We start from the raw sequence: 20,596 nt of genomic DNA, 5'->3' as shown, positions 1-20,596 counted from the left end.
CACGCGTGGCTACGATGGGCCAGCCGGTGGCCAGCAGGGGCCGCGCGGCGACACCGACCGTCGGGAAGGCCATGCTGAACAAGTACGCGCGTGCATTCTTCACGCGTGTCCTCACACCGTTCGCCGCGTTTCTCATCCGGCGGGGCGTCAGCCCCGACACGGTCACGCTCCTCGGCACCGCCGGAGTGGTCGCGGGCGCGCTGGTCTTCTACCCCCGGGGCGAGTTCTTCTGGGGCACCGTCGTGATCACGCTGTTCGTCTTCTCCGACCTGGTCGACGGCAACATGGCCCGCCAGCTGGGCCGCTCCAGCCGCTGGGGCGCCTTCCTGGACTCCACGCTGGACCGGGTCGCCGACGGCGCGATCTTCGGCGGTTTCGCCCTGTGGTACGCGGGCCACGGCAACGACAACGTGCTGTGCGCCGTCTCGATCTTCTGCCTGGCCAGCGGCCAGGTGGTGTCGTACACCAAGGCCCGCGGCGAGTCGATCGGGCTGCCGGTCGCCGTCAACGGGCTCGTCGAGCGCGCCGAGCGGCTGGTGGTCTCGCTGGTCGCGGCAGGGTTCGCGGGGCTGCACAAGTTCGGCGTGCCGGGCATCCAGTACCTGCTGCCGGTCGCCCTGTGGATCGTCGCCGTCGGCAGCCTCGTCACGCTGATCCAGCGGGTCGTCACGGTCCGCCGGGAGTCCGCGGAGGCGGAAGCGGCGGCGGACGGGCCGGACAGCGAGAACGCCTCGCAGGGGAGCGAGGCGGCGCAGTGAGCGCCGGTGAGCGGCTGACCGACGCGCTGTACGGGCTGGGCTGGAGCACCGTCAAGAAGCTCCCCGAGCCGGTCGCCGTGCGGCTCGGCCGGACCATCGCCGACCTCGCCTGGAAGCAGCGCGGCAAGGGCGTGCAGCGGCTGGAGAGCAACTACGCGCGCGTGGTGCCCGACGCGAGCCCGGAGCGCCTGGCCGAGCTGTCGCGGGCGGGCATGCGCTCGTACCTGCGCTACTGGATGGAGTCCTTCCGGCTCCCCGCCTGGAGCGCCGAGCGGGTCAAGGCGGGCTTCGTCGCCAAGGACCTGCACTACCTGACCGACGGCCTCGCCGCCGGCAAGGGGGTCGTCCTCGCGCTGCCCCACCTGGCCAACTGGGACCTGGCCGGGGCCTGGGTCACCACCAAGCTGGAAACACCGTTCACGACGGTCGCCGAGCGCCTGAAACCGGAGACGCTGTACGACCGGTTCGTCGCCTACCGCGAGGGCCTCGGCATGGAGGTGCTGCCGCACAGCGACGGCTCCGCGTTCGGCACGCTGGCCCGGCGGCTGCGGGACGGCGGCCTGGTCTGCCTGGTCGCCGACCGGGACCTGTCCGCCTCCGGCGTTCAGGTGCGGTTCTTCGGCGAGGCGGCGCGGATGCCCGCCGGTCCGGCCCTGCTCGCCCAGCAGACCGGGGCACTCCTGCTGCCCGTCACGCTCTGGTACGACGACTCGCCGATCATGCGGGGCCGTGTCCATCCCCCGATCGAGGTACCCGAGGCAGGTACGCGGGCCGAGAAGACGTCTGTCATGACACAGGCGCTGGCCGACGCCTTCGCCTCGGGGATCGCCGACCATCCGGAGGACTGGCACATGCTGCAGCGGCTGTGGCTCGCTGATCTGGACCCCGCCAAGGGGTCGCCGTGAGAATCGGCATCGTCTGCCCGTACTCCTGGGACGTGCCGGGCGGCGTCCAGTTCCACATCCGCGACCTGGCCGAGTACTTCATCCGGCTCGGCCACGAGGTGTCCGTCCTCGCCCCCGCCGACGACGACACCCCGCTGCCGCCGTACGTCGTCTCGGCCGGCCGCGCCGTCCCCGTGCCGTACAACGGCTCGGTGGCCCGGCTGAACTTCGGGTTCCTCTCGGCGGCCCGGGTGCGGCGCTGGCTGCACGACGGCGCGTTCGACGTGATCCACATCCACGAGCCCACGTCGCCGTCGCTGGGCCTGCTCACCTGCTGGGCGGCGTCGGGTCCGATCGTGGCCACCTTCCACACCTCCAACCCGCGCTCGCGCGCGATGATCGCCGCGTACGCGATCCTGCAGGCCGCGCTGGAGAAGATCAGCGCGCGGATCGCCGTGAGCGAGTACGCGCGCCGCACGCTCGTCGAGCACCTCGGCGGGGACGCGGTGGTGATCCCCAACGGCGTCGACGTGGACTTCTTCGCCAGGGCCGAGCCCAACCCGACGTGGCAGGGCGACACGATCGGCTTCATCGGGCGCATCGACGAGCCCCGCAAGGGCCTGCCGGTGCTGATGAAGGCCCTGCCGAAGATCCTCGCCGCGCGCCCGCGGACCAGGCTGCTGGTGGCCGGCCGGGGCGATGAGGAGGAGGCGGTGGAGACACTTCCCGCCGAACTGCGCTCACGCGTGGAGTTCCTCGGCATGGTCAGCGACGAGGACAAGGCCCGCTTCCTGCGCAGCATCGACCTGTACGTCGCGCCCAACACCGGCGGCGAGAGCTTCGGCATCATCCTCGTCGAGGCCATGTCGGCGGGCGCACCCGTCCTCGCCTCCGACCTTGACGCCTTCGCCCAGGTCCTCGACCAGGGGGCCGCGGGCGAGCTGTTCGCCAACGAGGACGCCGACGCCCTCGCCGAGGCGGCGGTACGGCTGCTCGCCGACCCGGCACGCCGGGCGGAGCTGCGGGAGCGGGGCAGCGTGCACGTGCGGCGCTTCGACTGGTCGACCGTGGGCGCCGACATCCTGTCCGTGTACGAGACGGTGACGGACGGGGCGGCGGCGGTGGCGGCCGACGAGCGGGCGACAGGGCTGCGGGCACGGTTGGGGCTGGCGGCGCGGGGCTGAGCCCGGGGCGCGGGATTGAGGCCGGGGACGTTCTCGGCCCTGCCCGGCGTCATCCGGCCCGTCCGGCGTTCGCGGACGAGGCCGTTCAGGCCGAAGCGGGGGTCCGGGGGCGGCAGCTCCCAGGCACGGCCGCGCCAACGCGGCGCACGACACCCGGCTGACCCGGCGGAGCGCCCCGGTAGCCTTGCCGCCCGTGACCGCAACCCTCATCTGGATCCTCGTCGCGCTCGCCGCGACCGGCCTGTACCTGAGCTGGACGGCGGGGCGGCTGGACCGGCTGCACGCGCGCATCGACGCCGCGCGGGCCGCGCTCGACGCGCAGTTGCTGCGGCGGGCCTCCGTGACCCAGGAACTGGCCACCTCCGGAGTGCTCGATCCGGCCGCCTCGATCGTGCTGTACGAGGCCGCGCACGCCGCCCGGCAGGCCGAGGAGGAGCAGCGGGAGGTCGCCGAGAGCGAGCTGAGCCAGGCGCTGCGGGCCGTGTTCGCCGAGGCCCAGCAGGTGGACGCGGTCCGGGAGGCGCCCGGCGGCGAGGAGGCGGCGCGTGAACTGGCCGAGGCGGTGCGCAGGGTGCCCATGGCACGCCGCTTCCACAACGACGCGGTGGGCGCGGCCCGCAGGCTGCGGGAACACCGCAAGGTCCGGTGGTTCCGGCTGGCCGGACACGCGCCGTTCCCGATGGCCTTCGAGATGGACGACGAGCCGCCGGCGGCTCTGGTGAACCGGGCCGCCTGACGCTCCCCCGGACGGTGCTCACCTCGCAGGTGATTGCGGTCCGCGGGCATGCGGGGCTAGGTTCGGGCCGTCGTACCGGAACGGAGTAAGGAGCCGGACGGGCCGCCTGTGGCTTCGCGCACCTGCGTGACCGTCGCCACCACCCCGACATCCTGGAGTACCTGGAACGCATCCGGGCCACCCTCGACCCCTTCCGCGGCCGCTTCGTCGTCCACGGCCCGTCGGCCGAGGCGGTCGAGGGCACCTGGCAGGGCAGCATGGTGCTGATCGAGTTTCCCGGGCCGGCCGAGGCCCGCGCCTGGTACGCCTCGCCCGCCCGTCAGGGGACCTTGCGGCTGCGGACCGACCACATCGACGGGGACGTCGTGCTGGTCGAGGGCGTCGGCCCGGGATACGACCCGCGCGGGCGCGCGGCGAAACTCCGGGCGGAGGTGTACGCGGGGGAGCGGTCTTGGGCCGGCGTGGCCCGGCGACGCGTTCGAAAAGAATCCACCGGCTTGTCATTGGCCCTTGCTGTGGCCTGGTCCGTTCGCGTTTCCTCGATGGTGAAGAACTCCTCTTTCACTCAGCGAGGTCACTCCGTGTCCACCACGATCCCCACCCCCGCCCAGACCCCCGAGACCGGCACCGCGCGCGTGAAGCGCGGCATGGCCGAGCAGCTCAAGGGCGGTGTGATCATGGACGTCGTCACGCCGGAGCAGGCGAAGATCGCCGAGGACGCGGGCGCCGTCGCCGTCATGGCCCTGGAGCGGGTCCCGGCCGACATCCGCAAGGACGGCGGCGTGGCCCGCATGTCCGACCCGGACATGATCGAGGGCATCATCGACGCCGTCTCGATCCCGGTCATGGCCAAGTCCCGCATCGGCCACTTCGTCGAGGCCCAGGTCCTGCAGTCCCTCGGCGTCGACTACATCGACGAGTCCGAGGTCCTCACCCCGGCCGACGAGGTCAACCACTCCGACAAGTGGGCGTTCACCACCCCCTTCGTCTGCGGTGCCACCAACCTGGGCGAGGCCCTGCGCCGCATCGCCGAGGGCGCCGCGATGATCCGGTCCAAGGGCGAGGCCGGCACCGGCAACGTCGTCGAGGCCGTCCGTCACCTGCGCCAGATCAAGAACGAGATCGCCAGGCTGCGCGGCTACGACAACCACGAGCTGTACGCCGCCGCCAAGGAGCTGCGCGCCCCCTACGAGCTGGTCAAGGAGGTCGCCGAGCTCGGCAAGCTCCCGGTCGTGCTGTTCTCCGCCGGTGGCGTGGCCACCCCGGCCGACGCGGCGCTGATGCGCCAGCTCGGCGCCGAGGGCGTCTTCGTCGGCTCGGGCATCTTCAAGTCCGGCGACCCGGCCAAGCGCGCCGCCGCCATCGTCAAGGCCACCACCTTCTACGACGACCCGAAGATCATCGCGGACGCGTCCCGCAACCTCGGCGAGGCCATGGTCGGCATCAACTGCGACACCCTCCCCGAGGCCGAGCGCTACGCCAACCGCGGCTGGTAAGTCACCTCCCTAGGACTGCACATACATGACTGACGCACCCGTCATAGGCGTCCTGGCCCTCCAGGGCGACGTACGGGAGCACCTCATCGCCCTGGCCGCGGCCGACGCCGTGGCCAGGCCGGTGCGGCGCCCCGAAGAGCTCGCCGAGGTCGACGGCCTCGTCCTCCCCGGCGGCGAATCCACGACCATCTCCAAGCTGGCCGTCCTCTTCGGCGTGATGGAACCCCTCCGCGCGCGCGTGCGGGACGGCATGCCCGTCTACGGCACCTGCGCGGGCATGATCATGCTCGCCGACAAGATCCTCGACCCACGCTCGGGCCAGGAGACCATCGGCGGCATCGACATGATCGTGCGCCGCAACGCCTTCGGACGGCAGAACGAGTCCTTCGAGGCGGCGGTCGACGTCAAGGACGTCGACGGCGACCCCGTGGAGGGCGTCTTCATCCGCGCCCCCTGGGTCGAGTCCGTCGGTGCCCGGGCCGAGGTGCTCGCCGAGCACGACGGCCACATCGTCGCCGTCCGCCAGGGCAACGCGCTGGCCACGTCGTTCCACCCGGAACTGACGGGCGACCACCGCGTGCACGGGCTCTTCGTCGACATGGTGCGCGCGTACCGGGCACCGGAGTCCTTGTAGGATCTCTGGGGTTCGTACGTAGACGGGTTACGCGAAGGAGACAGGCAGATGTCCGGCCACTCTAAATGGGCCACGACGAAGCACAAGAAGGCCGTGATCGACGCCAAGCGCGGCAAGCTCTTCGCGAAGCTCATCAAGAACATCGAGGTCGCGGCGCGCACCGGCGGCGCCGACCCCGACGGCAACCCGACGCTGTACGACGCCATCCAGAAGGCCAAGAAGTCGTCGGTCCCGAACAAGAACATCGACTCCGCCGTCAAGCGCGGCGCGGGCCTGGAGGCCGGCGGCGCCGACTACGAGACGATCATGTACGAGGGCTACGGCCCGAACGGTGTCGCCGTGCTCATCGAGTGCCTCACCGACAACCGCAACCGCGCCGCCTCCGAGGTCCGCGTCGCCATGACCCGCAACGGCGGCTCCATGGCCGACCCGGGTTCGGTGTCGTACCTGTTCAACCGCAAGGGCGTCGTCATCGTCCCCAAGGGCGAGCTGGCCGAGGACGACGTGCTCGGTGCCGTCCTGGACGCGGGCGCCGAGGAGGTCAACGACCTCGGCGAGTCCTTCGAGGTGATCAGCGAGGCCACCGACCTGGTCGCGGTCCGCACCGCCCTCCAGGACGCCGGCATCGACTACGACTCCGCCGACGCCAACTTCGTCCCGACCATGCAGGTCGAGCTGGACGAGGAGGGCGCCAAGAAGATCTTCAAGCTGATCGACGCGCTGGAGGACAGCGACGACGTCCAGAACGTCTTCGCCAACTTCGACGTCAGCGACGAGGTCATGGAGAAGGTCGACGCGTAAGGCTGCCGCGCTCAGCGGTTTCGGCGGGCCGGTGGGACTCACGTCCCCCGGCCCGCCGCCGTTGTCGGTGGCAGCGGATAGCCTGGCGTGAAGTCAAAGATCACCGTCCACGGACCGCAACGCACCACTGAGGAAACCCCGACGGTGCTCAGCCAGGTCCGCGAGAGCGGCGGCGGCTCAGCCGCGAAGAGGGGAGGGCGTGTGCGCGTACTCGGGGTGGACCCCGGACTGACCCGGTGCGGTGTCGGTGTCGTCGAGGGGGTCGCGGGCCGCCCGCTCACCATGGTCGGTGTCGGTGTCGTCCGCACGCCGGTGGACGCCGAGTTGGGGCACCGCCTCGTCGCCATCGAGCAGGGCATCGAGCAGTGGCTGGACGAGCACCGGCCCGAATCCGTCGCCGTGGAGCGGGTGTTCAGCCAGCACAACGTCCGTACGGTGATGGGCACCGCCCAGGCCAGCGCCGTCGCCATGCTGTGCGCGGCCCGCCGGGGCATCCCCGTCGCCCTGCACACCCCCAGCGAGGTCAAGGCCGCCGTCACCGGCACCGGCCGCGCCGACAAGGCGCAGGTCGGCGCGATGGTGACCCGCCTGCTGCGGCTGAGCGCCCCGCCGAAGCCCGCCGACGCCGCCGACGCCCTCGCGCTCGCCATCTGCCACATCTGGCGCGCCCCCGCGCAGAACCGGCTCCAGCAGGCCGTCGCCCTGCACACAGCCAAAGCACCGATGACATCGAAAGGCCGTACGGCATGATCGCCTTCGTCAGCGGCACGGTCGCCGCACTCGCTCCCGACGCCGCGGTGATCGAGGTGGGCGGAGTCGGCATGGCCGTCCAGTGCACGCCCAACACCCTCTCCGGACTGCGGACGGGCCAGCCGGCCAAGCTCGCCACCTCCCTGGTCGTACGGGAGGACTCGCTGACGCTGTACGGCTTCGCCGACGACGACGAGCGCCAGGTCTTCGAACTGCTCCAGACCGCGAGCGGGGTCGGTCCGAGACTTGCCCAGGCCATGCTGGCGGTGCACACGCCCGACGCGCTGCGTCGGGCCGTCGCCACCGGTGACGAGAAGGCCCTGACCGCTGTCCCGGGCATCGGCAAGAAGGGCGCCCAGAAGCTCCTGCTGGAGCTGAAGGACCGCCTCGGCGAGCCGGTCGGCGCCCCCGCGGTGGGCACGCCCGTCACCCAGGGCTGGCGCGACCAGCTGCACGCCGCGCTCATCGGCCTCGGGTACGCCACCCGGGAGGCCGACGAGGCGGTGGCCGCCGTGGCCCCCCAGGCCGAGGCCGCGAGCGGTACGCCCCAGGTGGGCCGGCTGCTGAAGGCGGCCCTGCAGACCCTCAACCGCGCCCGCTGACCGACCACACCACCCTGAGGCACACCACATGAACTGGGACGACACGACCGACCCCGCCGCCCCCGAGCGGCTCGTCGGCCCTGCCGCGGAGCGGCTGGTGGGCTCTGTCGCCGACCGTGACGACCAGGCCGTCGAGGCCGCCCTGCGCCCCAAGGACCTGGGCGAGTTCATCGGCCAGGAGAAGGTCCGCGAACAGCTCGACCTCGTCCTGCGCGCCGCACGCGCGCGGGGCGCGACCGCCGACCACGTGCTGCTCTCCGGCGCCCCCGGCCTCGGCAAGACCACCCTGTCGATGATCATCGCGGCAGAGATGGGCGCCCCTATCCGCATCACCAGCGGCCCCGCCATCCAGCACGCCGGCGATCTCGCCGCCATCCTCTCCTCCCTCCAGGAGGGCGAGGTTCTCTTCCTCGACGAGATCCACCGCATGTCCCGGCCCGCCGAGGAGATGCTCTACATGGCGATGGAGGACTTCCGCGTCGACGTCATCGTCGGCAAGGGCCCCGGCGCCACCGCGATCCCCCTCGAACTGCCCCCGTTCACCCTGGTCGGCGCCACCACGCGCGCGGGCCTGCTGCCGCCCCCGCTGCGCGACCGCTTCGGCTTCACCGCGCACATGGAGTACTACGAACCGGCCGAGCTGGAGCGGGTCGTGCACCGTTCCGCGAGTCTCCTCGACGTCGAGATCGACCCCGACGGCGCCGCCGAGATCGCCGGCCGCTCCCGTGGCACGCCCCGCATCGCCAACCGCCTGCTGCGCCGGGTCCGGGACTACGCGCAGGTCAAGGCCGACGGGTTCATCACGCGTGACATCGCCGCGGCGGCCCTCGCCGTGTACGAGGTCGACGCGCGCGGCCTCGACCGGCTCGACCGCGCGGTCCTCCAGGCCCTGCTCAAGCTGTTCGGCGGCGGCCCGGTCGGCCTGTCCACGCTGGCCGTCGCGGTGGGGGAGGAGCGGGAGACCGTGGAAGAGGTCGCCGAGCCCTTCCTCGTACGGGAGGGGCTGCTCGCCCGCACGCCGCGCGGACGGGTCGCCACGCCCGCCGCGTGGGTGCATCTCGGCCTCACCCCGCCCCGCTCCGCGAGCGGTGGAAACGGACAACAGGACCTGTTCGGGGCGTGACGGCGCGGTCATCGGCGGGGACATTGGCAGGGGCAGGAACCCAGGTGCCATGCTGAGCGTTGTTCCATGCGCGCGGACTCGCTTAGACTCCGCCGATGCCGCCTTCGCGGGCGGCGCCGACCACACCCCCAAACACCAGGCCGCTCTCCATCGCGGTCGCGCGAAGGAAACCCCGTCCCGTGAATACCTTGACCCTTCTCCCGTTCATTGTGCTCATCGCGGCCATGTTCCTGATGACGCGCTCGGCCAAGAAGAAGCAGGCGCAGGCCGCCGACATGCGGAATCAGATGCAGCCCGGCTCCGGCGTGCGCACGATCGGGGGCATGTACGCGACGGTCAAGGAGGTCAACGAGGACACGGTCCTCCTCGACGCCGGCCCGGGTGTCGAGCTCCTCTTCGCCAAGAACGCGATCGGCGCCGTCCTCACCGACGACGAGTACAACCGCATCGTCCACGGCATCGAGCACGACCTGAAGTCGGACGCCGACGTCGTCCCGGACGACGCCTCCTCCCTCACCGAGACCGACGCGACTGCCGCCGACGCTGCCGCCGCCTCCGACGACAAGGCCGTCGACCTCGGCAAGAAGGACGCCGCCGAGGAGCAGGCCGAAGCGGCCGAGGCCGCCCAGTCCGACGTGGCCGAGGCCGCCGACGCGAAGGCGGACGAAGAGCCGAAGAAGACCGACGGCGACTCCGACGCGAAGTAGTCACGACCCGGGGCGCGCTCCGCGATACCTTCGCGGCCGGCGCACCCCGGGCGCGTCTGTTTCCCGCACGGGATCCCGACACCATGTCATGGCCGACGGCGCCCCGACCGGGCGCGGGGCGGCCCGAGAGGGAGTACGAGAAGGTGGCAGCACCTAAGAGGGGCCGGAGCGCGAGCGCCCAGAGCAAGCCGGGGCGCTCGCTGGCCCTCATCCTGATCGCCATCGTGGCGCTGACCGGGGGCATGTTCGCCTCCGGGCATCCCAAGCCGCGTCTCGGCATCGACCTGGCGGGTGGTACGAGCATCACCCTTGAGGCGAAGGCCGACCAGGGGTCCGCGATCAACAAGGCCAACATGGACACCGCGGTCGAGATCATGAACCGCCGTGTCAACGGCCTGGGCGTGTCCGAGGCGGAGGTGCAGACCCAGGGCGACCGCAACATCATCGTCAACATCCCCAAGGGCACCAACTCCAAGGAGGCCCGCGACCAGGTCGGCACCACCGCCAAGCTGTACTTCCGTCCGGTCCTGGCCAGCGAGGCCAGCACCTCTGCCGCGGCGAGCCCCTCGCCGAGTGCGTCCAGCTCCGGCTCCAGCGGCTCGCCGAGCCCGTCCAGCAGCGCGTCGCCGAAGGAGAAGGCGTCCTCGTCCTCCTCCGCCTCCCCGACGGCCACCGCCACCTCGCAGGGCCGCGCGGTCACCGACGGGCTGAAGGCCGACGCCACGCCGTCGTCCACGGCCTCCCCGAAGACCTCGTCCTCCGCGAGCCCCTCCGCCTCGTCGAGCAGCGGCGCCGCCGCCACGGCCGCCAAGCTCCAGGCCGAGTACGCCGCCCTGGACTGCGCCAAGCCGGCGCAGCGCGCCACCGCCGGCAAGAACGCCAAGCCCGGTGAGTCGACCGTGGCCTGCGGCAAGGTCGACAAGGTCTGGTACAAGTACGTGCTCGGCCCGGCCGCCGTCGACGGCACCGAGGTGAAGAAGGCCCAGGCCGTCTTCGACACGCAGAACGCCGCCGGCTGGCAGGTCCAGATGACCTTCACCTCCGGCGGAGCCAAGAAGTTCGCCGACATCACCGCCGAGCTGGCCAAGAACCAGCAGCCGCAGAACGAGTTCGGCATCGTCCTCGACGGCCAGGTCGTCTCCAGCCCGTACGTGAGCACCTCCATCACCGGCGGCCAGGCGGAGATCTCCGGCAGCTTCACGCAGGACGAGGCCCAGAGCCTCGCCAACATGCTGTCGTACGGCGCGCTCCCGCTGTCCTTCAAGGAGCAGAGCGTCACCACCGTCACCGCCGCGCTCGGCGGCGAGCAGCTGCACGCGGGTCTGCTGGCCGGCGCGATCGGTCTCGCGCTGGTCGTGATCTACCTGGTGGTCTACTACCGGGGCCTGTCGCTCGTCGCGATCGCCTCGCTGCTGGTCTCCGCGATCCTCACCTACGTGATCATGTCGCTGCTCGGCCCGACCATCGGCTTCGCGCTGAACCTGCCGGCGGTCTGCGGTGCGATCGTCGCCATCGGTATCACCGCGGACTCGTTCATCGTGTTCTTCGAGCGCATAAGGGACGAGATCCGCGAGGGCCGCTCGCTGCGCCCCGCCGTCGAGCGGGGCTGGCCGCGGGCCCGGCGCACCATCCTGGTCTCCGACTTCGTGTCGTTCCTCGCCGCCGCGGTGCTGTTCATCGTCACCGTCGGCAAGGTGCAGGGCTTCGCGTTCACGCTGGGTCTGACCACCGTGCTCGACGTGGTCGTGGTCTTCTTCTTCACCAAGCCGCTGATGACCATCCTCGCCCGCCGGAAGTTCTTCGCCGACGGCCACAAGTGGTCCGGCCTCGACCCGAAGAGCCTGGGTGCCAAGGCGCCGCTGCGCCGCACCCGCCGTCCCGCCGGACCTGCCGCCGGCCCTGTCGACCCGAAGGAGGCGTGAGAGATGTCGAAGCTCCGCGGTCTCGGCGCCCGGCTGCACCGTGGCGAGATCAGCTACGACTTCGTCGGCCACCGCAAGATCTGGTACGGCGTCTCCATCCTGATCACCGTCGCGGCCGTCCTCGGCCTGGCGGTGCGCGGCCTGAACATGGGCATCGACTTCCAGGGCGGTGCCGTCTTCACCACCCCGAAGACCAGCGTGTCCGTGACGCAGGCGGAGACCTACGCCAAGGACGCCGCGCACCACGACGCGGTCGTGCAGAAGCTCGGCACGGGCGGTCTGCGTATCCAGATCGCGGGCATGGACACCAAGAAGTCCGACGAGATCAAGAACGCCCTCGCCAAGGACTTCAAGCTCGACCCCGAGAAGATCAACGCCGATCTGGTCGGCCCCAGCTGGGGTGACCAGATCGCCAACAAGGCCTGGGAGGGCCTTGGGATCTTCATGGTCCTCGTGGTGATCTACCTGGCGATCGCCTTCGAGTGGCGCATGGCGATCGCGGCGCTGGTCGCACTGATCCACGACATCACCATCACGACCGGCATCTACGCTCTGGTCGGCTTCGAGGTCACGCCCGGCACGGTCATCGGTCTGCTGACCATCCTCGGCTACTCGCTCTACGACACGGTCGTCGTCTTCGACAGCCTCAAGGAGCAGACGAAGGACATCACCAAGCAGACCCGCTCCACCTACAGCGACATCGCCAACCAGTCGATCAACGGCACCCTGGTCCGCTCCATCAACACCACGGTGGTCGCGCTGCTGCCGGTGGCCGGCCTGCTGTTCATCGGCGGCGGCTTCCTCGGCGCCGGCACGCTCAACGACATCTCGCTGTCGCTGTTCGTCGGTCTCGCGGCCGGCGCGTACTCCTCGATCTTCATCGCCACGCCGCTCGTCGCCGACCTCAAGGAGCGCGAGCCCCAGATGAAGGCCCTCCGCAAGCGCGTCCTGGCCAAGCGGGGCCAGGCGGCCGCGGGGGAGGGGCTGGCCGAGACCAGGTCCGTCGCCTCGGACGAGCCCGATGATGCCGCCGCCGCCGTGGTGGGCCCGCGGAGCCAGCCCGCGTCCCGCAACCGGGGACGCGGCCGACCCTCGGGGAAGCGCCGATGACCGGCATCGAGGAACTGCTGCTCAGCCGCATCCGTGACGTGGCCGACCACCCGGAGCCGGGCGTGATGTTCAAGGACATCACCCCGCTCCTGGCGGACCCGGCGGCGTTCACCGCGCTGACCGACGCGCTGGCGGAGATCGCCGAGCGCACCGGCGCCACCAAGGTCATCGGTCTGGAGGCCCGCGGCTTCATCCTCGGCGCCCCGGTCGCCGTCCGCGCGGGCCTCGGCTTCGTCCCCGTGCGCAAGGCGGGCAAGCTGCCCGGAGCCACCCTGAGCCAGGCGTACGACCTGGAGTACGGCTCGGCCGAGATCGAGGTGCACGCGGAGGACCTGGCGTCCGGCGACCGGATCCTGATCGTGGACGACGTTCTCGCCACGGGGGGTACGGCCGAGGCCGCGATCCAGCTCATCCACCGTGCGGGGGCCGAGGTCGCGGGCGTCGCGGTGTTGATGGAGCTGGGCTTCCTGAGCGGCCGTGCGCGTCTGGAACCGGCTCTGAACGGGGCGCCGCTCGTGGCACTTCTCCAGGTCTGAGCAGTCCACATCCCGAGGCCGTCCCGGAATCCCGGGGCGGCCTCGGCCGCGCCCGGTCACCTGCCGGAGCCTCCTGAGCGCTCGGCCGGCCCCGCCGCAACCCCCAGGACACTCCGGCAACGGTCCTCGGAGCCCTGGAGGAATCAGGCGGCAGCCCCTCGTTGTTTCCCCCGGTAGACGGTCCTCACATCGGTCTGCAGGCGATGCCGGAGCGCAGGATCGCTACCATGGGGTCTCCGGAGCCTGATCGGGGGACCCGGATCGCGCACGAGGAGTCCTCTTGCCAGACGAGGCCCAGCCACTGACCGCCGCAAAGCCCGAGTCCGCCTCGGCATCCGCGGCCAAGCCTGCGCCGAACGCGCCCCACGCGAAGAACGACACCCGCGGGCCGGTCGAGCACGCCCAGTCCGCGCCCGTCGAGAAGTCGGCCGAGGCCGCGCGCCCCAAACCGTCCCCCACACTCGACTCCGCTCGAGCGGGGGGACCCGGCTCGCCCGAGCGCCCCGCGCAGCCCCCGGCAGTCCGCCAGCCCGCCGGGCAGCCCGCGCGCTCCGGCTCCTCCAACCGCGTCCGCGCCCGCCTGGCCCGCCTGGGCGTCCAGCGAGCCAACCCCTACAACCCGGTCCTGGAGCCGCTGCTGCGCATAGTCCGCAGCAACGACCCCAAGATCGAGACCGCCACCCTGCGCCAGATCGAGCGCGCCTACCAGGTCGCCGAGCGCTGGCATCGCGGCCAGAAGCGCAAGAGCGGCGACCCGTACATCACGCACCCGCTCGCCGTCACCACCATCCTGGCTGAGCTGGGCATGGATCCGGCCACCCTGATGGCGGGCCTGCTGCACGACACCGTCGAGGACACCGAGTACGGCCTCGACCAGCTGCGCCGCGACTTCGGCGACACCGTTGCGCTGCTCGTCGACGGCGTCACCAAACTGGACAAGGTCAAGTTCGGTGAGGCCGCGCAGGCCGAGACCGTGCGCAAGATGGTCGTCGCCATGGCCAAGGACCCGCGCGTCCTGGTCATCAAGCTCGCCGACCGCCTGCACAACATGCGCACCATGCGCTACCTCAAGCGCGAGAAGCAGGAGAAGAAGGCGCGCGAGACGCTCGAGATCTACGCGCCGCTCGCCCACCGGCTGGGCATGAACACCATCAAGTGGGAGCTGGAGGACCTCGCCTTCGCGATCCTCTATCCCAAGATGTACGACGAGATCGTACGGCTGGTGGCCGAGCGGGCGCCCAAGCGCGACGAGTACCTGGCCATAGTGACCGACGAGGTCCAGGCCGACCTGCGCGCCGCCCGCATCAAGGCGACCGTCACCGGCCGCCCCAAGCACTACTACAGCGTCTACCAGAAGATGATCGTCCGCGGCCGTGACTTCGCGGAGATCTACGACCTGGTGGGTATTCGTGTCCTTGTCGACACGGTCAGGGACTGTTACGCGGCCCTCGGCACGGTGCACGCGCGCTGGAACCCGGTCCCCGGCCGGTTCAAGGACTACATCGCGATGCCGAAGTTCAACATGTACCAGTCGCTGCACACGACGGTCATCGGGCCCAACGGCAAGCCGGTCGAACTCCAGATCCGTACGTTCGACATGCACCGCCGCGCCGAGTACGGCATCGCCGCGCACTGGAAGTACAAGCAGGAGGCCGTCGCCGGCGCCTCCAAGGTCCGTACCGACGCGCCGAAGTCCTCCGCGAAGGACAAGGACGCCATCAACGACATGGCGTGGCTCCGGCAGCTCCTGGACTGGCAGAAGGAGACCGAGGACCCCAGCGAGTTCCTGGAGTCCCTGCGCTTCGACCTCTCCCGCAACGAGGTCTTCGTCTTCACCCCCAAGGGTGACGTCATCGCGCTCCCGGCCGGCGCCACCCCGGTGGACTTCGCGTACGCGGTCCACACCGAGGTCGGCCACCGCACCATAGGGGCGCGGGTCAACGGCCGCCTCGTGCCGCTCGAGTCCACCCTGGACAACGGCGACCTGGTGGAGGTCTTCACCTCCAAGGCGGCCGGCGCGGGCCCCTCCCGCGACTGGCTCGGCTTCGTGAAGTCGCCGCGTGCCCGCAACAAGATCCGGGCGTGGTTCTCCAAGGAGCGCCGCGACGAGGCGATCGAGCAGGGCAAGGACGCCATCGTCCGCGCGATGCGCAAGCAGAACCTGCCGATCCAGCGCATCCTCACCGGCGACTCCCTCGTCACGCTCGCGCACGAGATGCGCTACTCGGACATCTCCGCCCTGTACGCGGCGATCGGCGAGGGCCATGTCTCCGCGCAGAACATCGTGCAGAAGCTGGTCCAGGCGCTCGGCGGCGAGGAGGCGGCCACCGAGGAGATCGACGAGAGCGTTCCGCCGTCGCGCGGGCGGAGCCGCAAGCGCCGCTCCAGCGCCGACCCGGGCGTGGTGGTCAAGGGCGTCGAGGACGTGTGGGTCAAGCTGGCCCGCTGTTGCACGCCCGTCCCCGGCGACCCGATCATCGGCTTCGTCACCCGGGGTAGCGGCGTATCGGTTCACCGCAGCGACTGTGTCAACGTCGATTCACTGTCCCGCGAGCCCGAGCGCATGCTCGACGTCGAGTGGGCGCCCACCCAGTCCTCGGTATTCCTCGTCGCCATCCAGGTCGAGGCCCTGGACCGCTCCCGCCTCCTGTCGGACGTCACCCGCGTGCTGTCCGACCAGCACGTCAACATCCTCTCCGCGGCCGTCCAGACCTCCCGCGACCGCGTCGCCACCTCCCGCTTCACCTTCGAGATGGGCGACCCGAAACACCTCGGGCACGTCCTGAAGGCGGTACGGGGCGTGGAGGGCGTGTACGACGTGTACCGCGTGACGTCGGCGCGCAGCCGGGCGTAAGCAAGCCGGCCGGGCAGCGCATGCGAGAGGGCCCCGTACATCGTCGTACGGGGCCCTCTCGTATGCGTGGGGCGGGTGTCAGCCGCCGAACTCCTGCAGACCCTTCAGCGCCTGGTCCAGCAGGGCCTGGCGGCCCTCCAGCTCCTTCTCGAGCTTGTCGGCCCTGGCGTTGTTGCCCTGGGCGCGCGCCTGCTCGATCTGGCTCCGCAGCTTGTCCACGGCGGCCTGCAGCTGGCCGGTCAGGCCCTCGGCACGCGCGCGTGCCTCCGGGTTCGTCCGGCGCCACTCGGCCTCCTCGGCCTCCTGGATCGCCCGGTCGACGGCGTGCATCCGGCCCTCGACCTTCGGACGCGCGTCCCGCGGCACGTGGCCGATGGCCTCCCAGCGCTCATTGATCGAGCGGAAGGCGGCGCGGGCGGCCTTCAGGTCCGTGATCGGCAGGAGCTTCTCGGCTTCCTCGGCCAGCTCCTCCTTCAGCTTCAGGTTCTCCGCCTGCTCCGCGTCCCGCTCGGCGAAGACCGAGCTGCGGGCGGCGAAGAACACGTCCTGGGCGCCGCGGAAGCGGTTCCACAGGTCGTCCTCGTGCTCGCGCTGGGCGCGGCCCGCGGCCTTCCACTCCGCCATCAGCTCGCGGTAGCGGGCCGCCGTCGGACCCCAGTCCGTCGAACCGGTCAGCGCCTCGGCCTCCGCGACCAGCTTCTCCTTGGTCTTGCGGGCCTCCTCGCGCTGCGCGTCCAGCTGTGCGAAGTGCGCCTTGCGCCGCTTGGAGAACGCCGAGCGGGCGTGCGAGAAGCGGTGCCACAGCTCGTCGTCCGACTTGCGGTCCAGGCGCGGCAGGCCCTTCCAGGTGTCCACCAGGGCGCGCAGCCGCTCACCGGCCGCCCGCCACTGGTCGGACTGCGCCAGTTCCTCCGCCTCGGCGACCAGCGCCTCCTTGGCCTTGCGGGCCTCGTCGGACTGCTTGGCCCGCTGCTGCTTGCGCTCCTCGCGGCGTGCCGCGACGGTCTGGACGAGCTTGTCCAGGCGGGTCCGCAACGCGTCCAGGTCGCCGACCGCGTGGTGCGCGTCGACCTGCTCCCGGAGGTGGTCGATGGCGGCCTGTGCGTCCTTCGCCGAAAGGTCGGTGGTCTGTACTCGCTTCTCGAGGAGGCCGATCTCGACAACCAGGCCCTCGTACTTGCGCTCGAAGTAGGCAAGCGCCTCCTCAGGGGAGCCGGCCGCCCAGGAACCGACGACCTGCTCGCCGTCGGCCGTACGCACGTACACGGTCCCCGTCTCGTCGACGCGGCCCCACGGGTCGCTGCTCACAGCGCCTCCTCCACATGATGCCTGCGGGGGCCTTGGCTCCCCCGGGCATCGTCCACAGTTTCGTCACGGCCAACATAGGCGACCAGCGGGTTGCCTGTCCGCATCCAGCGCGACCGAAATTGCGCTGGCCGCCGCCTCGGCCGTCAGGACTTCGTGACCGTCGCCTTGTCGATCACGACGGTCGCGTTCGGAGCGCCGTCGCCCTGGCCCGTGCTCTCGCCCGCGGCGGCGATCTTCTTCAGCACCTTCAGGCCCGCCGCGTCGACGGTACCGAACGGTGTGTAGCTGGGCGGCAGCTGACTGTCCTGGTAGACCAGGAAGAACTGGCTGCCGCCGGTGTGCTGCTGTCCGGTGTTCGCCATCGCGACCGTGCCGGCCGGGTAGACGTTGCCCTTCAGGCTTTTGTCCTTGAGGTTCTCGTCGGGAATCGTGTACCCGGGACCGCCGCTGCCGGTGCCCGTCGGGTCGCCGCACTGCAGCACGTAGATGCCGTTGGTGGTGAGCCGGTGGCACTTGGTGTGGTCGAAGTAGCCCTGGGCCGCGAGGAAGTTGAACGAGTTCACGGTGTGCGGGGCCGCCGACGTCTTCAGCCCGACGCCGATGTCGCCGCACGTCGTCGCGAGCTTCATCGTGTACTTCGCCGACTTGTCGATGGTGATCGCCGGCTCCTTCTTCCAGCTGAGCTTCTTCACGGAGCCCTTGGCGGCCTTCTCGCAGGGGTCCGGAGCCTTGCTGGGGGCCGAGGCGCTGGGTGTGACGTCCGAACCGGCGCTCGCCTTCTTGTCGTCGTCGTTCTTCAGCACCCCGGTCGTGTACAGCGCGACGCTGCCTATGACGACCACGCCGAGCACCGACGCGATCACGGAGTTGCGCATGCGTGCCTTGCGCCGCGCGCTGGTGCGCCGCTGCTGCTGCCGCAAGAACTTCTCCCGGGCGAGCTGACGCCGCCGCTGCTCCTGGCTGACCACCGGGTTCTCTCCTCATGCCTGTCGTGTTGCCGACCGGTACGCGTGCGTCCTGAGCCGACGGCCGCGTGTAGCCCCGTACCGTATATGGGTTCGCTGAGGAAACGGCAGCGCCGGTAGGCTCTGACAGCAGCTTTAGCCGCCCGTAATCGACACAACGAAGGACGATCGTGCTCATTGCCGGGTTCCCCGCCGGGGCGTGGGGGACGAACTGTTATCTCGTCGCCCCCGCCGCCGGTGAGGAGTGCGTGATCATCGACCCGGGCCATCAGGCGGCCCCTGGAGTCGAGGAAGCGCTGAAGAAGCATCGGCTCAAGCCCGTCGCCGTCGTCCTCACCCACGGCCACCTCGACCACGTGGCCTCGGTCGTCCCGGTGTGCGGTGCGCACGACGTGCCCGCGTGGATCCACCCCGAGGACCGGTACATGATGAGCGACCCCGAGAAGGCGCTCGGCCGTTCCATCGGCATGCCGCTCATGGGCGAGCTGACGGTCGGGGAACCGGACGACGTCAAGGAGCTGACCGACGGCGCGAAACTGGAGCTGGCGGGACTGCAACTCTCCGTGGCGCACGCGCCGGGCCATACCAGGGGGTCGGTGACCTTCCGGATGCCCGAGACGACCGACATCCCGTCGGTGTTCTTCTCCGGGGATCTGCTGTTCGCCGGCTCCATCGGACGCACCGACCTGCCCGGCGGTGACATGGCCGAGATGCTCGACTCGCTGGCCCGCGTGTGCCTGCCGCTCGACGACTCGACCGTGGTGCTGTCCGGCCACGGCCCCCAGACGACCATCGGCCAGGAGCGCGCCACCAACCCGTACCTGCGGCAGGTGGCCGCCGGCCTGGGAGCGGACGGACCTTCCGCTCCCCGACGAGGAATGTGACGAGAGACTTCCCGTGAGCACCTTCAAGGCCCCCAAGGGCACGTTCGACCTGATCCCGCCGGACTCCGCGAAGTACCTGGCGGTCCGCGAGGCCATCGCCGCCCCGCTGCGCAACTCCGGCTACGGCTACATCGAGACGCCCGGCTTCGAGAACGTCGAGCTCTTCGCGCGCGGTGTCGGCGAGTCGACCGACATCGTGACCAAGGAGATGTACGCCTTCGAGACCAAGGGCGGCGACCGGCTGGCCCTGCGCCCCGAAGGCACGGCGTCCGTGCTGCGGGCCGCTCTGGAGGCCAGCCTGCACAAGGCGGGCAACCTGCCGGTCAAACTGTGGTACTCCGGCTCGTACTACCGCTACGAGCGCCCGCAGAAGGGCCGTTACAGGCACTTCTCCCAGGTCGGCGCGGAGGCCATCGGGGCCGAGGACCCGGCGCTGGACGCCGAGCTGATCATCCTGGCCGACCAGGCGTACCGCTCGCTGGGGCTCAGGAACTTCCGCATCCTGCTGAACTCGCTGGGCGACAAGGAGTGCCGCCCGGTGTACCGGGCCGCGCTGCAGGACTTCCTGCGGGAGCTGGACCTGGACGAGGACACGCTGCGGCGTGCCGAGATCAACCCGTTGCGGGTGCTGGACGACAAGCGTGAGTCGGTGCAGAAGCAGCTGGGGGGTGCGCCGCTCCTGCGTGACTATCTGTGCGATGCGTGCAAGGCGTACCACGAGGAGGTACGCGAGCTGATCGACGCGGCCGGCGTGGCCTTCGAGGACGACCCGAAGCTGGTGCGCGGGCTGGACTACTACACGCGGACGACCTTCGAGTTCGTGCACGACGGTCTGGGTTCCCAGTCCGCGGTGGGCGGCGGCGGCCGGTACGACGGGCTGTCCGAGATGATCGGTGGTCCCGCGCTGCCGTCGGTGGGCTGGGCCCTGGGCGTCGACCGTACGGTGCTGGCCCTGGAGGCGGAGGGCGTCGAGCTCGACGTGCCCTCCTCGACCAGCGTCTTCGCGGTGCCCCTGGGGGAGGAGGCCCGCCGGGTGCTGTTCGCCAAGGTGACCGAGCTGCGCAAGGTGGGGATCGCGGCGGACTTCTCGTACGGCAACAAGGGGCTCAAGGGCGCCATGAAGAACGCCAACCGCAGCGGAGCCCGCTACACGATCGTCGCCGGTGAGCGGGATCTCGCCGACGGTGTCGTCCAGCTCAAGGACATGGAGTCCGGGGAGCAGACGGCGGTCGGGGTGAACGAGATCGTGGCGGAGCTGGAGTCGCGGCTGGGCTGAGGTGTATGGGGGCGGCGCGTGGCTTTTTCGCCTCCGCCGCCCCTGCCCCGTCCGTCCTCCAGGGGC

The 20,596-nt window shown here is 70.8% G+C and carries 19 protein-coding genes and 1 pseudogene; 18 read left to right on the top strand and 2 right to left on the bottom strand.

Translation table 11 applies throughout. The annotated features are described in order from the left end of the window. Window positions 1–14: 14 nt before the first annotated feature. The 16 genes and pseudogenes from pgsA (at window position 15) to ACIBBH_RS21010 (ending at window position 16,097) form a co-directional block, all read left to right on the top strand. Window positions 15–758, top strand: a complete 744-nt coding sequence (pgsA, locus tag ACIBBH_RS21085; RefSeq protein WP_399406856.1) for a phosphatidylinositol phosphate synthase — start codon at window positions 15–17, stop codon at window positions 756–758. Next, window positions 755–1,663, top strand: coding sequence for a phosphatidylinositol mannoside acyltransferase (locus ACIBBH_RS21080; RefSeq protein ID WP_399406710.1), 909 nt, complete (start codon window positions 755–757; stop codon window positions 1,661–1,663). The genes pgsA and ACIBBH_RS21080 overlap by 4 nt, the downstream gene beginning before the upstream one ends. Then, window positions 1,660–2,826 carry a glycosyltransferase family 4 protein gene (locus tag ACIBBH_RS21075; RefSeq protein ID WP_399406708.1) on the top strand — a complete coding sequence of 389 codons (1,167 nt, stop codon included), beginning with the start codon at window positions 1,660–1,662 and terminating at the stop codon, window positions 2,824–2,826. The genes ACIBBH_RS21080 and ACIBBH_RS21075 overlap by 4 nt, the downstream gene beginning before the upstream one ends. 193 nt (window positions 2,827–3,019) lie before the next feature. After that, window positions 3,020–3,562 (top strand): hypothetical protein, encoded by a 543-nt coding sequence (locus ACIBBH_RS21070; RefSeq protein WP_399406706.1) that lies wholly within the window; start codon window positions 3,020–3,022, stop codon window positions 3,560–3,562. A 122-nt stretch (window positions 3,563–3,684) separates the two neighbouring features. Continuing rightward, window positions 3,685–3,933, top strand: a pseudogene (locus ACIBBH_RS21065) (DUF1330 domain-containing protein); the annotation flags it as partial. Between the two features lie 210 nt (window positions 3,934–4,143). Then, window positions 4,144–5,058, top strand: coding sequence for a pyridoxal 5'-phosphate synthase lyase subunit PdxS (gene pdxS / locus ACIBBH_RS21060; RefSeq protein ID WP_399406854.1), 915 nt, complete (start codon window positions 4,144–4,146; stop codon window positions 5,056–5,058). Between the two features lie 25 nt (window positions 5,059–5,083). Continuing rightward, on the top strand, window positions 5,084–5,692 hold the full coding sequence (gene pdxT, locus ACIBBH_RS21055; protein WP_399406704.1) for a pyridoxal 5'-phosphate synthase glutaminase subunit PdxT: 609 nt from the start codon (window positions 5,084–5,086) through the stop codon (window positions 5,690–5,692). A gap of 48 nt (window positions 5,693–5,740) precedes the next feature. After that, entirely contained in the window at window positions 5,741–6,493 is a 753-nt protein-coding gene (locus ACIBBH_RS21050; protein ID WP_399406702.1) for a YebC/PmpR family DNA-binding transcriptional regulator, read from the top strand. Between the two features lie 201 nt (window positions 6,494–6,694). Beyond that, a complete protein-coding gene (ruvC, locus tag ACIBBH_RS21045) occupies window positions 6,695–7,243 on the top strand; it encodes a crossover junction endodeoxyribonuclease RuvC (protein WP_399406700.1) in 549 nt (182 codons plus the stop codon). Next, the gene (gene ruvA, locus ACIBBH_RS21040; RefSeq protein WP_399406698.1) at window positions 7,240–7,845 is read left to right on the top strand and encodes a Holliday junction branch migration protein RuvA; all 606 of its coding nucleotides are present in this window, start codon (window positions 7,240–7,242) and stop codon (window positions 7,843–7,845) included. The genes ruvC and ruvA overlap by 4 nt, the downstream gene beginning before the upstream one ends. Before the next feature lie 28 nt (window positions 7,846–7,873). Next, a complete protein-coding gene (gene ruvB / locus ACIBBH_RS21035; RefSeq protein WP_399406696.1) occupies window positions 7,874–8,968 on the top strand; it encodes a Holliday junction branch migration DNA helicase RuvB in 1,095 nt (364 codons plus the stop codon). Window positions 8,969–9,147: 179 nt separating this feature from the next. Next, window positions 9,148–9,675 (top strand): preprotein translocase subunit YajC, encoded by a 528-nt coding sequence (gene yajC, locus ACIBBH_RS21030; RefSeq protein WP_399406694.1) that lies wholly within the window; start codon window positions 9,148–9,150, stop codon window positions 9,673–9,675. 143 nt (window positions 9,676–9,818) lie between these two features. Further along, on the top strand, window positions 9,819–11,597 hold the full coding sequence (secD, locus tag ACIBBH_RS21025; RefSeq protein WP_399406691.1) for a protein translocase subunit SecD: 1,779 nt from the start codon (window positions 9,819–9,821) through the stop codon (window positions 11,595–11,597). Window positions 11,598–11,600: 3 nt separating this feature from the next. Continuing rightward, window positions 11,601–12,707: a protein translocase subunit SecF gene (gene secF, locus ACIBBH_RS21020; protein ID WP_399406689.1), complete on the top strand. Its 1,107-nt coding sequence runs from the start codon at window positions 11,601–11,603 to the stop codon at window positions 12,705–12,707. Then, entirely contained in the window at window positions 12,704–13,243 is a 540-nt protein-coding gene (locus ACIBBH_RS21015) for an adenine phosphoribosyltransferase (RefSeq protein ID WP_399406688.1), read from the top strand. The genes secF and ACIBBH_RS21015 overlap by 4 nt, the downstream gene beginning before the upstream one ends. A gap of 280 nt (window positions 13,244–13,523) precedes the next feature. Further along, complete coding sequence (locus tag ACIBBH_RS21010) at window positions 13,524–16,097, top strand: RelA/SpoT family protein (protein WP_399406686.1); 2,574 nt, start codon at window positions 13,524–13,526, stop codon at window positions 16,095–16,097. 78 nt (window positions 16,098–16,175) lie between these two features. Here the strand turns inward: ACIBBH_RS21010 and ACIBBH_RS21005 are convergent, their stop codons facing one another. Both ACIBBH_RS21005 and ACIBBH_RS21000 read right to left on the bottom strand, forming a co-directional pair. Continuing rightward, window positions 16,176–17,405 (bottom strand): DUF349 domain-containing protein, encoded by a 1,230-nt coding sequence (locus ACIBBH_RS21005; protein WP_399406684.1) that lies wholly within the window; start codon window positions 17,403–17,405, stop codon window positions 16,176–16,178. A gap of 143 nt (window positions 17,406–17,548) precedes the next feature. Next, the gene (locus ACIBBH_RS21000) at window positions 17,549–18,373 is read right to left on the bottom strand and encodes a peptidylprolyl isomerase (RefSeq protein WP_399406682.1); all 825 of its coding nucleotides are present in this window, start codon (window positions 18,371–18,373) and stop codon (window positions 17,549–17,551) included. A 167-nt stretch (window positions 18,374–18,540) separates the two neighbouring features. Here ACIBBH_RS21000 and ACIBBH_RS20995 point away from each other — a divergent pair, with 167 nt between their 5' ends. Continuing rightward, window positions 18,541–19,254, top strand: a complete 714-nt coding sequence (locus ACIBBH_RS20995; RefSeq protein ID WP_399406680.1) for an MBL fold metallo-hydrolase — start codon at window positions 18,541–18,543, stop codon at window positions 19,252–19,254. 13 nt (window positions 19,255–19,267) lie between these two features. Further along, on the top strand, window positions 19,268–20,530 hold the full coding sequence (gene hisS, locus ACIBBH_RS20990) for a histidine--tRNA ligase (protein WP_399406678.1): 1,263 nt from the start codon (window positions 19,268–19,270) through the stop codon (window positions 20,528–20,530). Window positions 20,531–20,596 lie beyond the last annotated feature (66 nt).

The organism is Streptomyces sp. NPDC051636 (assembly GCF_044453765.1).
In the GTDB taxonomy this organism is placed as follows: Bacteria; Actinomycetota; Actinomycetes; order Streptomycetales; family Streptomycetaceae; genus Streptomyces.
Note: the sequence above shows the minus strand (reverse complement) of the source record. Positions and strands in the feature narration are given on the sequence as shown.